This window comes from Alcanivorax sp., from assembly GCF_019431375.1.
In the GTDB taxonomy this organism is placed as follows: Bacteria; Pseudomonadota; Gammaproteobacteria; order Pseudomonadales; family Alcanivoracaceae; genus Alcanivorax; species Alcanivorax jadensis_A.
The window spans coordinates 593492-606924 of sequence record NZ_CP080267.1 but is presented as its reverse complement, the minus strand read 5'-3'; the positions used below and the strand labels follow the sequence as shown (position 1 = coordinate 606924).

Genomic DNA, 13433 nt, shown 5'->3' with positions numbered 1-13433 from the left:
ATGGTGCCGTGGCTGGAACCGGGAACCCCGTTCCCGGATACCCGCACCGCCCTGACTGACCCCGATGGCTTGCTTGCCGCCGGGGCCGACCTGAGCCCGGAGACACTGCTCCGGGCTTATTCGTTGGGCATCTTTCCCTGGTATGACGCCGACTACCAACCCATCCTGTGGTGGTCCCCTGCCCCACGCTGTGTGATTCACCCGCGACGCATACATGTCAGCCGTAGCCTGGCCCGACATATGCGCCGAACCGACTTTACCGTCACCCTGGACCGAGCCTTCGAATCGGTGATGCGCCTGTGCGCAGCCCCCAGGGCTGATGGTCTGGGTACCTGGATCAGCGAGGAAATGATCGACGCCTATGTGCACCTGAACAAGCTTGGTTATGCCCACAGCCTGGAGGTCTGGCAGGACGGACAGATTGCCGGTGGTGTCTACGGCATCAAGCTGGGCGGAGTCTTCTTCGGAGAATCCATGGTCTCGCCTCGGCAAAACGGCTCCAAGGTTGCCTTTGCCGCCCTGCGAGCCCTGGCGCCAACCCTGGATATCGAGCTCATTGATGCCCAGGTGGAAAACCCGCACCTGCTTAGCCTTGGCGCCGAACTAATCGACCGTCCCGCCTTCGAGGGACTACTGCAACAGCTGATTCCTGACACTCCCAAAGCCGAGCACTGGCCTGATACTGAATGGGATCGCTCTCTGCCGCTCGGCAACACATCGCAGGAGCCCGACGACAGGCGATAGCGGATAACATTCCCTTTCCTGGTCGCCAGCAAGGCTGGCTCCTGCACCAAAACTGGGTGCCCCAGCAGGCGCAAGGCATATGGTTTCCACCGTTATATTCGCTACACTGAAGGCATGACCGATTTGTCGACGCTGCGATTCTTCCGCACCCCGGCCCACAGCTGCAGCTACCTGGAAGACCGCCAGGCATCTACCCTGTTTGTGGACCCACAGGCCAAACTCTCACCGGAGCTCTATAGTGAACTGAGCTTGCTGGGATTTCGCCGTAGCGGCGATTATCTCTATCGGCCGCACTGCGACGGCTGCAATGCCTGTATACCTGCGCGAGTGCGCGTTACGGATTTCCACCCACGCCGTCGCCATCGACGTATCGAAAAGGCCAATCAGGATCTCACTGTCCACCGCGAGCCAGCTCGCTACACCCGTGAGTTCTACACTCTCTACGCAGCCTATATAGACCAACGTCACGGTGACGGCGACATGTACCCCCCTTCAGAGGAGCAGTTCACCAACTTTCTGACCTGCGACTGGGCTGATACTCACTTCTACTGCTTTCGCCAGGAGGGCAAACTGGTGGCGGTGGCGGTGACCGATCAACTGGAGGATGGTCTCTCTGCCGTCTATACCTTCTTTGATCCGACACTGCCTGAACGCAGTCTGGGCGTGATGGCCCTGCTCTGGCAGATTCGTCAGTGCCAACGCCTGAAACTGCCCTACCTTTACCTGGGCTACTGGATTCATCAGTGCCAGAAGATGGAGTACAAGAGCCAGTATCAACCCCTGGAAATCCTGCGCAGTGGCGCCTGGAAGGACTTCAACAAGGACTAGACAGCCCAAAGGGGCGCTCTATCGCGTGCCGAATAACCCGCTTTTCCCCTGTGTCCCAACTTCTTTTGCAGCCCGGCGTCTTTTCCGGCACAATTGCGCCCGCTAATAGCCGGTAACCCAAGGTATTCGTTGGATGGCGAAAGAAGAGCAGATTGAACTAGAAGGTGTCATCGTTGAAACCCTGCCTAACACGATGTTTCGTGTGAAGCTGGACAACGGTCATGTTATTACCGCCCATATCTCCGGGAAGATGCGTAAATTCTATATCCGCATTCTCACCGGCGATCGCGTCAAGGTGGAAATGTCCCCCTATGACCTGAGCAAGGGCCGTATTACGTTCCGCATGAAATAAGGAAAAGCAGTTAACCGTTAATAAGTAACAGTTAACAGCTAAAAAAATACCCCCGTCTTTTCACAGAGCCGGGGGTATTTTTGTTTTTCCTTAGCTATCAACTATTCACTGTTAACTTTTAACTGCCCTTTCACGCTGGCTCCGGTTCCGCTGCCTTCACGGTGAGCGACAGCTGGCCATCCTTCTCGGTCACATTGACCTGGCCACCGTTCTCGGACAGTTCCCCGAACAGCAGTTTTTCCGCCAGCGGCTTCTTGAGCTGCTCCTGGATCAGGCGCGCCATGGGGCGGGCACCCATATCCTTGTCGTAGCCCTTGTCTGCCAGCCAGGTGCGGGCGGCATCGTCCACGTTGAGCACCACACCCTTCTCGTCCAGCTGCGCCTGCAGCTCCACCAGAAACTTGTCCACCACACCAAGGATGACCTCACTGGTAAGCGGCAGAAACTGGATGATGCCATCCAGGCGGTTGCGGAACTCGGGGGTGAAGACCTTCTTCAGCACTTCCATGCCGTCGGTGCTGTTGTCCTGATCGGTAAAACCGATGGTGCGCTTGTTAAGCACCTCCGCCCCGGCGTTGGTGGTCATGATCACAATCACGTTGCGGAAGTCCGCCTTGCGACCGTTGTTATCGGTCAGGGTGGCGTTGTCCATCACCTGAAGCAAGATATTGAACACTTCCGGGTGCGCCTTCTCGATTTCGTCCAGCAGCAGCACACAGTGCGGCGTCTTGGTAACGGCTTCGGTCAGCAGACCACCCTGGTCGTACCCCACATAGCCCGGAGGGGCGCCGATCAAGCGGCTGACCGTGTGGCGCTCCATGTACTCGGACATGTCGAAACGCACCAGCTCCACACCCAGGGCCCGGGCAAGCTGACGACTCACCTCGGTCTTGCCCACCCCGGTGGGGCCGGCAAACATGAAGCTGCCGATGGGCTTGTTCTCGCCCTTGAGGCCGGCCCGGGACAGCTTGATAGCCGCCGAGATGGTGTCGATGGCCTCTTCCTGACCGAACACGGTCATCTTCAGGTCCCGCTCCAGGTTGCGCAGCAGCTCCTTGTCAGAGGACGACACCTGCTTGGGCGGAATACGGGCGATCTTGGCCACCATGTCTTCCACATCGGATTCTTCGATGGTGTGCTTGCGCTGGTCTTCCGGGCGCAGGCGCTGCCAGGCACCCACCTCATCGATCACATCGATGGCCTTGTCCGGCAGGTAGCGGTCATTGATATAGCGGGCGCTCAGCTCCGCCGCTGCTTTCAGGGCGGCATCACTGTAGCTCACGTCGTGGTGCTTCTCGAAACGACTCTTCAGCCCCTTGAGAATACCCACGGTATCTTCCACTGAGGGCTCCACCACATCGATTTTCTGGAACCGGCGAGACAAGGCACGGTCCTTCTCGAACACACCCCGGTATTCCTGGAAGGTGGTCGAGCCCATGCACTTCAGCTCACCGCTGGCCAGCATCGGCTTGAGCAGATTGGAGGCATCCATGACGCCACCGGACGCGGCACCCGCGCCGATAATCGTGTGGATCTCATCAATAAAGAGGATTGAGTTGGGGTCCTTCTTCAATTCGGCCAGCACCGCTTTCAGGCGCTTCTCGAAATCACCCCGGTACTTGGTGCCGGCCAGCAAGGCGCCAAGATCCAGCGAGTAGACGGTGGCATCCAGCAGCGGCTCAGGCACCTTCTCTTCCACAATCATGCGCGCCAGACCTTCGGCGATGGCGGTCTTGCCGACGCCGGGTTCGCCCACCAGCAGCGGATTGTTCTTGCGGCGACGACAGAGGATCTGCGCCGCCCGCTCAATTTCGAAGGCACGCCCCACCAGCGGATCGATGCGATCCGCGCGGGCCAGCTCATTCAGGTTACTGGCGTAGTTTTCCAGGGCGCTGGCCGGCGCACTCTCACCGGCATTCTCCATATCCTGTTCCGCCTCCATGGACGGCTCAGCATCCTGCACCTGGGAAATACCGTGGGCGATAAAGTTCACCACGTCCAGGCGATGGATATCCTGGCAGTTGAGAAAATACACTGCCTGGCTTTCCTGTTCGTTGAAGATGGCCACCAGTACATTGGCGCCGGTCACCTCTTTCTTGCCCGAGGATTGCACGCTGAACACCGCGCGCTGCAACACCCGCTGGAACCCCAGGGTTGGCTGGGTGTCGCGGTCCGGGTCACTTTCCGGCAGCAGGGGGGTGGAGTCCTCGATAAACTGGCTTAACGCATCGCGCAGTTCCTCCAGGTCCGCGCTACAGGCACGCAGAACCTCGACGGCCGCCTCGTTATCCAGCAGCGCCAGCAACAAATGCTCAACGGTCATGAATTCATGACGGTGGCTGCGTGCATGACGAAACGCCTCATTGAGCGTCATTTCCAGTTCTTTGCTGAGCATAAGGCTACCTCACTGCAGTACCCGGGCATTCAGCTGGGAGGCCTGGATCAGGCCTTCTCCACCTGACACATCAGCGGATGCTGATTTTCACGGGCATATTCCACCACCTGAGTGGCTTTCGTTTCGGCGATATCCTGGGGGTAGACCCCGCACACCGCCTTTCCTTCGGTATGGACCGTGAGCATCACGCGGGTGGCCTGCTCCCGGCCCAGATTGAAGAAGTCTTCCAGTATCTCTACCACAAAATCCATGGGGGTGTAGTCATCATTGAGCATCAACACCTTGTACATGGAGGGGGGCTTCAACTTCGGCCTGGCCTCTTCCACCGCCAGATCACCATGGCGATCCGGGTCGGGAGGAGTATCTGCAGGCCCATTACGGAGATCACCTTTTCCGTGAGCCATTACCGAGTGCCCTTGTTGTTGCCAGTTCATAATGCCTCAAAACCGTTGTAACCCTGCTGGCGTCAGCAGGCAATGAAGAAATGATGGGCGGTAACGGATTTTTCAATCCCTACCCGTTAATATTTCACGGGCTTGACACCCTGCGACGCATGTTTAAAAGTTGCACAATAACTCCGGTCACCAGTTTACCGCAGCAGTCGGCCCGGGGATAACAACAAACAATGACAGCCATTGGATAGGCAAGAGGGAAGGACCATGGCAACGGGACGAGTAAAGTGGTTTAACAATGCCAAGGGGTACGGGTTTGTCAGACCCGATGAAGGGGGTGAGGATCTGTTCGTCCACTACTCCTATATCCAGATGGAAGGCTACAAGAGCTTGAAGGCAGGCCAGCCCGTGGAATACGAGGTCCAGCCGGCCAACAAGGGCTTTCACGCCGTCAATCTGCGTGCTGACGGGGAATACACCGCCGAAGCCGATAACGAAGAAGGCGCCGCTGAAAACCAGTCGGCGCCCTCCTGATCGCGCAATGAGCCGGGTGTCTGACTGATCAGATACCCATATGCTCAATCACCGCATCACCGAACTCGGAGCACTTCAGCAAGGTGGCATCCGGCATCAGCCGTTCGAAATCATAGGTCACGGTCTTGGCGGCAATCGCCCCTTCCACGCCATTGATGATGAGGTCGGCCGCATCATTCCAGCCCATGTGACGCAGCATCATTTCCGCTGACAGAATCAGGGAACCGGGGTTCACCTTATCCTGGCCGGCATATTTCGGTGCAGTCCCGTGGGTTGCCTCGAACAGGGACACGGAGCCACCAATGTTGGCCCCTGGGGCAATCCCGATCCCCCCCACTTCCGCTGCCAGAGCATCGGAAATGTAGTCACCGTTCAGGTTCAGGGTGGCGATCACGCTGTAATCGGCAGGACGCATCAGGATCTGCTGCAGGAACGCATCCGCGATCACATCCTTGATGATGATTTCCTTGCCGGTGCGCGGGTTTTTCATGGTCATCCAAGGGCCGCCATCCAGCAACTCCGCGCCGAAACGCTCACCGGCCAGCTGGTAGCCCCAATCCTTAAAGGCACCCTCGGTGTACTTCATGATGTTGCCCTTGTGCACCAGGGTGACGGAATCCTTGTCATTGTCGATGGCATACTGAATCGCCTTGCGCACCAGACGCTGGGTGCCCTCACGGGACACTGGCTTGATGCCAATACCACAGCCTTCCGGGAATCGGATCTGGGTGACGCCCATTTCCTCGCGCAGGAAACGGATCAACTTGGTGGCTTCCGGGCTGTCTGCAGCCCACTCGATGCCCGCGTAAATATCTTCGGAGTTTTCTCGGAAAATGATCATGTCGGTGAGTTCAGGATGTACCACCGGACTGGGAACCCCTTCAAAGTAGCGAACCGGGCGCATACAGGTATAAAGGTCGAGCTCCTGGCGCAGGGCCACATTCAGTGAACGGATACCGCCACCTACCGGCGTGGTCAGCGGCCCCTTGATACCCACGGTGAATTCTCGCAGTGCTTCCAGGGTCTCTTCGGGCAGCCAGACATCAGGCCCGTAAACAACCGTGGCCTTTTCCCCTGCGTATACTTCCATCCAGGTGATGCCACGCTTGGTACCATAAGCTTTTTCGATCGCTGCATTAACAACTTTCATCATCACTGGTGAGATATCAACACCAATGCCGTCCCCTTCGATATAAGGAATAATCGGGTGGTTGGGGACATTCAGGGACAGGTCCGCATTAACCGTGATTTTGTCACCGTCTGCGGGAACCGTGATCTTTTGGTATCCCATCTACACTACTCCCTCTGAATAAAAGCGAATCAGGTATTTCTGGCGAGTATAGCACCGACCGGCAGGCCGCGGACATCTGGCCAGGAGCGGATACAGCGGGTTTTCTACCCCTTCTGCGAGCCGCCGGGAGCCCTGTTACGGAACAGGCCAGCCAGCCCCTCGCCGGCCGACGAAAGAGGCTACCACTACCGGGGTAGCCAAGCGCTGGCAGGAGCGGATTCAGGAAGGCCGACTATCGCAGCCGGAAGGGAAATCACGAATTTGCACAAAAAAAGACCGGCTTGCGCCGGCCTTTTTACTTCCAACAACCAACAGATGCTTACAGCCTGTCCAGAATATTGTTGAAGGTGGCACTTGGTCGCATGGCAGCGGAGACCTTGCTGAAATCGGGATTATAGTAACCTCCGATATCAATAGGTGAACCTTGCACCGCGATCATTTCCTTGACGATAGCTTCTTCGTTTTCGCTAAGCGCAGAGGCGATGGCAGTGAATTTGTCTTTCAACTCAGCATCGTCATCCTGTGCAGCAAGCGCCTGGGCCCAGTACATGGCCACATAGAAATGACTGACCCGGTTGTCAGGCTCGCCCACCTTCCGTGACGGCGACTTGTTCTGCTCCAGATACTGCTCATTGGCTTTATCCAGGGCGGCGGCAATCACTTTGGCCTTCTTGTTACCATACTTTTCGCCAAGCTCTTCAATGGACACCGACAGCGCCAGAAATTCGCCCAGAGAGTCCCAGCGCAGGTGATTTTCTTCCGTAAATTGCTGCACATGCTTCGGCGCAGAGCCGCCAGCACCGGTTTCATAGAGCCCGCCACCAGCCATCAACGGCACAATGGAGAGCATCTTGGCACTGGTACCGAGCTCCAGGATCGGGAACAGGTCAGTCAGATAATCACGCAACACATTACCTGTCACCGAAATGGTATCTTTGCCGCGGATCATGCGCTCCATGGTATAGCGGATCGCCTGGACCGGAGACATGATGCGAATATCGAGTCCCTCGGTATCATGATCCTTAAGATACCTTCTCACCTTCCGGATAAGCTGTGCGTCGTGCGCACGCTCTTTATCCAGCCAGAAAATGGCCGGGGTGTTGCTTTGCCGGGCACGATTCACCGCCAGCTTCACCCAATCACGGATAGGCAAGTCTTTCGCCTGGCACATGCGCCAGATATCGCCCTTCTCAACGTCATGACTCAGCAGCACTTCGCCATCATCGCGAACGATACGCATGGTTCCGTCTGCTTTGACTTCGAACGTTTTGTCGTGCGAACCGTATTCCTCAGCTTTCTGCGCCATCAACCCCACATTAGGCACCGAACCACAGGTTACCGGGTCAAAGGCGCCGTGGGTTTTGCAGAAATTGATAACTTCCTGATAGATGGTGGCATAGGTGCTTTCAGGAATGACGGCCTTGGTGTCTTTCAGCTTGCCGTCGGCGCCGTACATTTTGCCACCCTGACGAATCATCGCCGGCATGGAGGCATCAACAATAACGTCAGAGGGTACATGCAGGTTTGAAATGCCACGATCTGAATCCACCATGGCCAGTTCCGGGCGGTGCAAGTAACAGGCACGAATGGTGGACTCGATTTCCAGACGCTGGGAAATCGGGAGCTCCTCGATCTTCTGGTAGATATGGCTCAAGCCGTTATTCGGGTTTGCGCCGATTTCTTCCAGTGTTTCGCCGTGCTTATCAAACAGTTCCTTGTAGAAACGACGGACCGCGTAGCCGAACACGATGGGGTGAGACACCTTCATCATGGTCGCCTTCACGTGCAGGGAAAACAGGATGCCAGTGTTCTTGGCATCGTCGAGCTGCTCGTCGAAGAAATCACACAGCGCCTTTTTGCTCATGTACATGGCATCAATCACTTCACCATCCAGAAGCGGTAATTCCGGCTTCATGACAGTGATGTTGCCATTGGCATCCTCAAACTCGATGCGGACCTTGCATGCTTTTTCAACCGTGGTGGAGGTCTCATGGGAAAAGAAGTCACCGCCACGCATGTGGGCAACATGGGTACGGGATGCCTGGCTCCAGTAGCCCATACTATGCGGGTTTTTGCGTGCGTAATTTTTGACCGCAATGGGGGCGCGGCGATCCGAGTTGCCTTCGCGCAGTACCGGATTGACCGCAGAACCCAGAATTTTGGTGTAGCGGGCCTGAATCTCCTCTTCTTCCTCGTTGCGAGGCTCATCCGGATATTCAGGCACACTGAAACCGTGCTCATTCAGCTCCGCAATCGCTTCCCTGAGCTGATGGATGGACGCACTGATATTGGGGAGTTTGATGATGTTCGCGTCAGGATCTTGCGTCAAAGCACCGAGCTCAGAAAGGGCATCCGCCACCTTCTGCTCTTCTGAAAGATATTCAGGAAACGTGGCGAGAATGCGTGCAGCCAGTGAGATATCACTGCTTTCAACGTCAATACCAGCGATCGAAGTGAATTTTTCAATGATAGGTAAAAAGGAATAGGTCGCCAGCGCTGGCGCCTCATCGGTTATGGTGTAGATAATTTTAGGGGTGGTCATAAAATTACAGGTCCCAATTGTATTGGCAGTGCTTCCCGCCCGATATGAGCCGGCTTTTGGCCGTCAGATCCGCGGGCCTAAAAGGAGTGCTCACTCCAAATAAAACCTTATTCTGCATGGGTTGGCGAGTATAGCACCGACCGCCTACCCTTGTTAGCGTAGCCACCCGGTAGCACGACTCAAATCATCAATGACAGCCATCAGGAATGTCAGGCCATATGGCGCAACTGATTTTGCTCAACAAACCCTTTCAGGTCCTCTCCCAGTTCAGTGACGACCAGGGTCGCCAAACACTACGCGAGTTCATTCCCGTGCCCGGGGTTTACCCGGCCGGACGGCTTGACTGGGATTCTGAAGGCCTGCTGTTGCTCACTGATGACGGCGCCTTGCAGGCACGCATCAGTGACCCGCGCTTTCATCTGCCCAAGACCTATCTGGTCCAGGTGGAAGGCAAGCCCGGGGAGCAGGAACTGCAAAAACTGCGCCAGGGCATCACCCTCAAGGACGGTCCCTGCCGTCCAGCCAAAGCGGAGAGTATCGAAGCGCCCGATCTGTGGCCGCGTCACCCCCCGGTTCGGTCCCGTAAAACGGTAGCGGATAGCTGGTTAAAACTCACCATAGACGAAGGTCGAAATCGGCAGGTGCGGCGCATGACCGCCGCCATCGGCCACCCTACCCTGCGCCTGGTGCGCTGGCAGATCGGTGACTGGGACTTGACCGGCCTGGCCCCCGGGGAATGGCGCTCTATGGCGGTTCATGCGCCGAAAGCCCCTGCAGCCAGGCAGCGGCGGCCTCGGCGTCCCGCTGGCGGGCCTCGACCCAAAACCAGCGGCCGCCGATAAGCTCTTTCTTCCAGAATGGCGCCCGGGTTTTCAACAGGTCCATGATGAAGGCGCAAGCCTCGAACGCCGCCTGCCGATGTCCCGCACTGACCGCCACCTGTACGATGTCGTCACCGGGCTTCATGGTGCCAACCCGGTGCACCACCCAGGCACCATTAAGGTGCCATTTCTGCCCCGCCTGCTCGACGATGGTGCCGAGAACAGACTCCGTCATCCCCGGGTAATGCTCCAGATGGAGCGCCTCCACCCTTCCCTGCTCATCGCGAACCTGACCGGAAAATTGTACCTGCGCGCCACTCAGGCCGGCATCACGAAGCCAATCAGACGGTTCGGCAGCCAGCAATGGCCCGTTGCGAATCTCAATGCGGGTTTTCATCCGCCTGTCACCGGAGGAAACAGAGCCACAACATCACCTTGGGAAATACTGGAGTCTTCCGAGCCCAACACTTCATTGACTGCCACCATACGCCGTGGCGTCGCCGCAAGAGCATCCGCCAAGGCGGGATCCCTCTCTAACCAGGCCACCAGTTTTGCCACCGTATCCACCGAATCAGGCGGGGATACTTCCAGCTTGTCACTGCCTACCCGCTCACGCAGGGCGGCGAAAAAACGCACTTCTATCATCATTGGCCTTCCGCTTCCGAATCCTGTCGCTGGTAGAGACCGCTGCGGCCACCACTCTTCTCCAGCAGGCAGACCTCTTCAATCACCATGCCACGATCCACCGCCTTGCACATATCGTACAGGGTCAACGCGGCCACCGAGGCCGCCGTCAGCGCCTCCATTTCCACCCCGGTAACACCCTTGAGCTTGCAGGTGGCCAGAATTTCCAGGGCATCCTCACCCGATGCCTCAATGGCCACCGTCACCTTGCTGAGCAGCAACGGGTGGCACATGGGGATCAGATCCCAGGTTTTCTTGGCCGCCTGGATGCCGGCGATGCGGGCGGTAGCCAGCACATCCCCCTTGGGATGCCGCTGATCGCGGATCATCGCCAGGGTTTGCGGCAGCATGCGGATACGCGCCCGGGCCGTGGCCTGCCGCTGCGTTTCCGCCTTGTCGGTCACGTCCACCATCTGGGCGCGTCCCTGGTCATCCAGGTGGGTAAACCGGTCCCCGGGCATTGATCACTCCTGTTGTCTGTGGCGCTGCTGCGCTACCATTCCCGCCTTTATTGTCCGTCTGAAGCCATGCATCCATGGTGCCGGCACGGATTCCGTTATTATTGTGCCCCATTTGGGCGGGGCCGGTACCGGCAGGGTTGATATGAACAGTTTCGAGCCGCACATTACTGTGGCCTGTGTGGTGGAACAAGACGGGCGTTTTCTCTTTGTTCGGGAAATGAGCAAAGGGCAGGAAGTGCTGAACCAGCCCGCCGGGCATGTGGAGTTCGGCGAAAACCTGATGCAGGCCGCCTACCGGGAAACTCTGGAAGAGACCGCCTGGCAGGTGGAGATCACCGATCTGCTTGGCTGGTATATCTTCCAGCCCTTCCGGGGCGCTGGAGTCTATTACCGTACCTGTTTCGTGGCCAGACCGATCAGCCATGACCCGGGACAGAAGCTGGATACCGGTATCCTTGCCGCCGAATGGCTGACCCCGGATGAACTGCGCCAGCGCCGCCCACAGCACCGTAGCGCCCTGGTGGAAAAATGCCTGGACGACTACCTGGCAGGCCGCCGCCTGCCCCTGGACTGTATTTATCAGCACCCCTGGCCGCTGCAGCGCGGCTGACACGAAGGCAGCATGATGAGCCAAGCTTCTCAAAAAGCCCCACAAGACACCCATGTGATCGTCGGCATGTCCGGCGGCGTAGATTCCTCTGTGGCCGCTGCGCGGCTGCTGGACGCGGGTTATCGCGTTGAAGGCCTGTTCATGAAGAACTGGGACGAGGACGACGGCACCGAGTACTGCACCGCCCGGGAAGACCTGATGGATGCCATGCAGGTGGCCGGGGTGCTGGGTATCGAGCTGCATACCGCCAATTTCGCAACGGAATACTGGGACCGGGTGTTCGAACACTTCCTGGCCGAATACAAGGCCGGGCGCACCCCCAACCCGGACATCCTCTGCAACAAGGAAATCAAGTTCCAGGCGTTTCTGGATCATGCCATCACCCTGGGCGCGGACTATATCGCCACTGGTCACTACTCCCAGGTGAGCCATGACGGCAAGGCACAGTTGCTGCGTGCCGTGGACACCAACAAGGATCAGACCTACTTCCTTCACGCCGTGGATTACCGCAAATTCGAGCGTACCCTGTTTCCTCTGGGTGACCTGGAAAAACCGGAAGTACGGCGCATTGCAGAGGAAAAGGGCTTTGCCAATCACAAGAAGAAGGATTCCACCGGGATCTGTTTTATTGGTGAACGCCGCTTCAAGGATTTTCTCGAACAGTACCTGCCCGCCCAGCCCGGCAAGATCGAGGATGACCATGGCAATGTGATCGGCGACCACGACGGGCTCATGTATTACACCCTGGGCCAGCGCCAGGGCCTGGGTATCGGCGGTCGCGCCAACGCCGGGGAGGCCCCCTGGTATGTGGCTGGCAAGGATCTTGAGCGCAATGTGCTAGTGGCCGTCCAGGGCACCGATCATCCGCTGCTCTACAGCCGCGAACTGACCAGCGCCCCCATGCAGTGGGTCGCCCTGGCACCGCCAGCCCTGCCCGCCCGACTCACCGCCAAGACCCGCTACCGGCAACCGGACCAGGCCTGCACCGTCAGCGATGCCGGCAATGGCCGTGTCCATGTGCTGTTTGACGACCCCCAGCGTGCCGTCACGCCGGGCCAGTCCGTGGTGTTCTACGATGGGCCCGTATGCCTGGGTGGTGCTGTCATTGAGGAGACCGCATGAGCGAACGCTTCAGCTCGCAACAGCAACAAATTCTGGCCCTGGCCGCGGTCTTTCAGGCCGCCCAGCTGGCCGATGACATTGCCCTGCGCGGCGACTGCGACCCGCGCGCCTTTGAAGCCCTGATCCATGGTGTCATGGCCCTGGACGCGGACAGCTTTGACGCCATCTACCCGCAGCCAGCCCTGCTCCGCGATGGCGTCAGCCTCCTTAACCGCAGCCTCAACCGGGATTCCGCCGGCGGCAACCTGCGCCCGCTCAATTACGGCCTGGCCCTGCTGCACCTGGCCGCCAAGCTGCGCAAGAGCGATGACACCGTCAACATCCTGCGCCACCGCCTCAAGGCGCTGGATGGCCAGCAGGCGCATTTCAGCAGCGTCCGTGACGATGCCTTCTGCCACCGCCTGGCCGGTATCTATGTGGACACCCTGGGCACCTTCCGTTTCCGCATCCAGGTAAAGGGCGAACCGGCCCACCTGCAGGACGAGAACAAGGCCGCCCGGGTCCGCGCCCTGTTCCTGGCTGGAGTCCGTGCTGCCTTCCTCTGGCACCAGCTCGGTGGTCGCCGCTGGCAGCTTTTGTTCCAGCGAAAGCGGCTTTTGAGCGGCATAGAGTCCATAGATATCAATAACTTGTAATATTTTCTTAAAGTCATTTGCA

General features: G+C 58.0%; 15 protein-coding genes. 8 read left to right on the top strand and 7 right to left on the bottom strand.

Going from position 1 to position 13433, the window contains the following annotated elements:
- The 3 genes from aat (at position 1) to infA (ending at position 1924) form a co-directional block, all read left to right on the top strand.
- Positions 1-744: a leucyl/phenylalanyl-tRNA--protein transferase gene (gene aat, locus KZ772_RS02715; protein ID WP_290538353.1), complete on the top strand. Its 744-nt coding sequence runs from the start codon at positions 1-3 to the stop codon at positions 742-744.
- A 114-nt stretch (positions 745-858) separates the two neighbouring features.
- Positions 859-1572 carry an arginyltransferase gene (locus KZ772_RS02710; protein ID WP_290538352.1) on the top strand — a complete coding sequence of 238 codons (714 nt, stop codon included), beginning with the start codon at positions 859-861 and terminating at the stop codon, positions 1570-1572.
- A gap of 133 nt (positions 1573-1705) precedes the next feature.
- A complete protein-coding gene (infA, locus tag KZ772_RS02705; protein WP_008929746.1) occupies positions 1706-1924 on the top strand; it encodes a translation initiation factor IF-1 in 219 nt (72 codons plus the stop codon).
- A gap of 130 nt (positions 1925-2054) precedes the next feature.
- Here infA and clpA read toward each other — a convergent pair whose 3' ends face one another.
- Entirely contained in the window at positions 2055-4319 is a 2265-nt protein-coding gene (gene clpA / locus KZ772_RS02700) for an ATP-dependent Clp protease ATP-binding subunit ClpA (protein WP_290538351.1), read from the bottom strand.
- Positions 4320-4366: 47 nt separating this feature from the next.
- Positions 4367-4723, bottom strand: a complete 357-nt coding sequence (gene clpS, locus KZ772_RS02695; RefSeq protein ID WP_290538350.1) for an ATP-dependent Clp protease adapter ClpS — start codon at positions 4721-4723, stop codon at positions 4367-4369.
- Positions 4724-4978: 255 nt separating this feature from the next.
- Between clpS and KZ772_RS02690 the strand changes: the two genes are divergently transcribed.
- Complete coding sequence (locus KZ772_RS02690) at positions 4979-5245, top strand: cold-shock protein (protein ID WP_290538349.1); 267 nt, start codon at positions 4979-4981, stop codon at positions 5243-5245.
- A gap of 28 nt (positions 5246-5273) precedes the next feature.
- Here the strand turns inward: KZ772_RS02690 and icd are convergent, their stop codons facing one another.
- Both icd and KZ772_RS02680 read right to left on the bottom strand, forming a co-directional pair.
- Positions 5274-6536, bottom strand: a complete 1263-nt coding sequence (gene icd, locus KZ772_RS02685; protein ID WP_290538348.1) for an NADP-dependent isocitrate dehydrogenase — start codon at positions 6534-6536, stop codon at positions 5274-5276.
- 319 nt (positions 6537-6855) lie between these two features.
- A complete protein-coding gene (locus KZ772_RS02680) occupies positions 6856-9078 on the bottom strand; it encodes an NADP-dependent isocitrate dehydrogenase (protein WP_290538347.1) in 2223 nt (740 codons plus the stop codon).
- Between the two features lie 218 nt (positions 9079-9296).
- Here KZ772_RS02680 and KZ772_RS02675 point away from each other — a divergent pair, with 218 nt between their 5' ends.
- Positions 9297-9920 carry a pseudouridine synthase gene (locus tag KZ772_RS02675; protein ID WP_290538346.1) on the top strand — a complete coding sequence of 208 codons (624 nt, stop codon included), beginning with the start codon at positions 9297-9299 and terminating at the stop codon, positions 9918-9920.
- Here the strand turns inward: KZ772_RS02675 and KZ772_RS02670 are convergent.
- From KZ772_RS02670 to moaC, 3 genes are read right to left on the bottom strand one after another with little or no spacing between them, the layout of a single operon-like run.
- A complete protein-coding gene (locus KZ772_RS02670; RefSeq protein WP_290538345.1) occupies positions 9823-10296 on the bottom strand; it encodes a molybdenum cofactor biosynthesis protein MoaE in 474 nt (157 codons plus the stop codon). The two genes, KZ772_RS02675 and KZ772_RS02670, sit on opposite strands and share 98 nt — an antisense overlap.
- Positions 10293-10547: a molybdopterin converting factor subunit 1 gene (gene moaD, locus KZ772_RS02665; RefSeq protein ID WP_290538344.1), complete on the bottom strand. Its 255-nt coding sequence runs from the start codon at positions 10545-10547 to the stop codon at positions 10293-10295. Before moaD ends, KZ772_RS02670 begins: the two co-directional genes overlap by 4 nt.
- Entirely contained in the window at positions 10544-11044 is a 501-nt protein-coding gene (gene moaC, locus KZ772_RS02660) for a cyclic pyranopterin monophosphate synthase MoaC (protein ID WP_290538343.1), read from the bottom strand. Before moaC ends, moaD begins: the two co-directional genes overlap by 4 nt.
- A gap of 142 nt (positions 11045-11186) precedes the next feature.
- On the opposite strand from moaC, the gene KZ772_RS02655 reads away from it, so the two are divergent.
- The 3 genes from KZ772_RS02655 to hflD are packed head-to-tail and all read left to right on the top strand — an operon-like array spanning position 11187 to position 13411.
- Entirely contained in the window at positions 11187-11654 is a 468-nt protein-coding gene (locus KZ772_RS02655; protein WP_290538342.1) for an NUDIX hydrolase, read from the top strand.
- 15 nt (positions 11655-11669) lie between these two features.
- The gene (gene mnmA, locus KZ772_RS02650; protein WP_290539508.1) at positions 11670-12776 is read left to right on the top strand and encodes a tRNA 2-thiouridine(34) synthase MnmA; all 1107 of its coding nucleotides are present in this window, start codon (positions 11670-11672) and stop codon (positions 12774-12776) included.
- On the top strand, positions 12773-13411 hold the full coding sequence (hflD, locus tag KZ772_RS02645; protein ID WP_290538341.1) for a high frequency lysogenization protein HflD: 639 nt from the start codon (positions 12773-12775) through the stop codon (positions 13409-13411). The genes mnmA and hflD overlap by 4 nt, the downstream gene beginning before the upstream one ends.
- The last annotated feature ends 22 nt before the right edge of the window (positions 13412-13433 follow it).

Coding starts and splice junctions, on each gene's coding strand:
- KZ772_RS02710 (WP_290538352.1), top strand. CDS start 859: ATGACCGATTTGTCGACGCTGCGATTCTTCCGCACCCCGGCCCACAGC.
- clpS (WP_290538350.1), bottom strand. CDS start 4,723: ATGGCTCACGGAAAAGGTGATCTCCGTAATGGGCCTGCAGATACTCCT.
- KZ772_RS02655 (WP_290538342.1), top strand. CDS start 11,187: ATGAACAGTTTCGAGCCGCACATTACTGTGGCCTGTGTGGTGGAACAA.
- hflD (WP_290538341.1), top strand. CDS start 12,773: ATGAGCGAACGCTTCAGCTCGCAACAGCAACAAATTCTGGCCCTGGCC.
- KZ772_RS02670 (WP_290538345.1), bottom strand. CDS start 10,296: ATGAAAACCCGCATTGAGATTCGCAACGGGCCATTGCTGGCTGCCGAA.
- clpA (WP_290538351.1), bottom strand. CDS start 4,319: ATGCTCAGCAAAGAACTGGAAATGACGCTCAATGAGGCGTTTCGTCAT.
- infA (WP_008929746.1), top strand. CDS start 1,706: ATGGCGAAAGAAGAGCAGATTGAACTAGAAGGTGTCATCGTTGAAACC.
- aat (WP_290538353.1), top strand. CDS start 1: ATGGTGCCGTGGCTGGAACCGGGAACCCCGTTCCCGGATACCCGCACC.
- KZ772_RS02680 (WP_290538347.1), bottom strand. CDS start 9,078: ATGACCACCCCTAAAATTATCTACACCATAACCGATGAGGCGCCAGCG.
- moaC (WP_290538343.1), bottom strand. CDS start 11,044: ATGCCCGGGGACCGGTTTACCCACCTGGATGACCAGGGACGCGCCCAG.
- moaD (WP_290538344.1), bottom strand. CDS start 10,547: ATGATGATAGAAGTGCGTTTTTTCGCCGCCCTGCGTGAGCGGGTAGGC.
- icd (WP_290538348.1), bottom strand. CDS start 6,536: ATGGGATACCAAAAGATCACGGTTCCCGCAGACGGTGACAAAATCACG.
- mnmA (WP_290539508.1), top strand. CDS start 11,670: ATGAGCCAAGCTTCTCAAAAAGCCCCACAAGACACCCATGTGATCGTC.
- KZ772_RS02690 (WP_290538349.1), top strand. CDS start 4,979: ATGGCAACGGGACGAGTAAAGTGGTTTAACAATGCCAAGGGGTACGGG.
- KZ772_RS02675 (WP_290538346.1), top strand. CDS start 9,297: ATGGCGCAACTGATTTTGCTCAACAAACCCTTTCAGGTCCTCTCCCAG.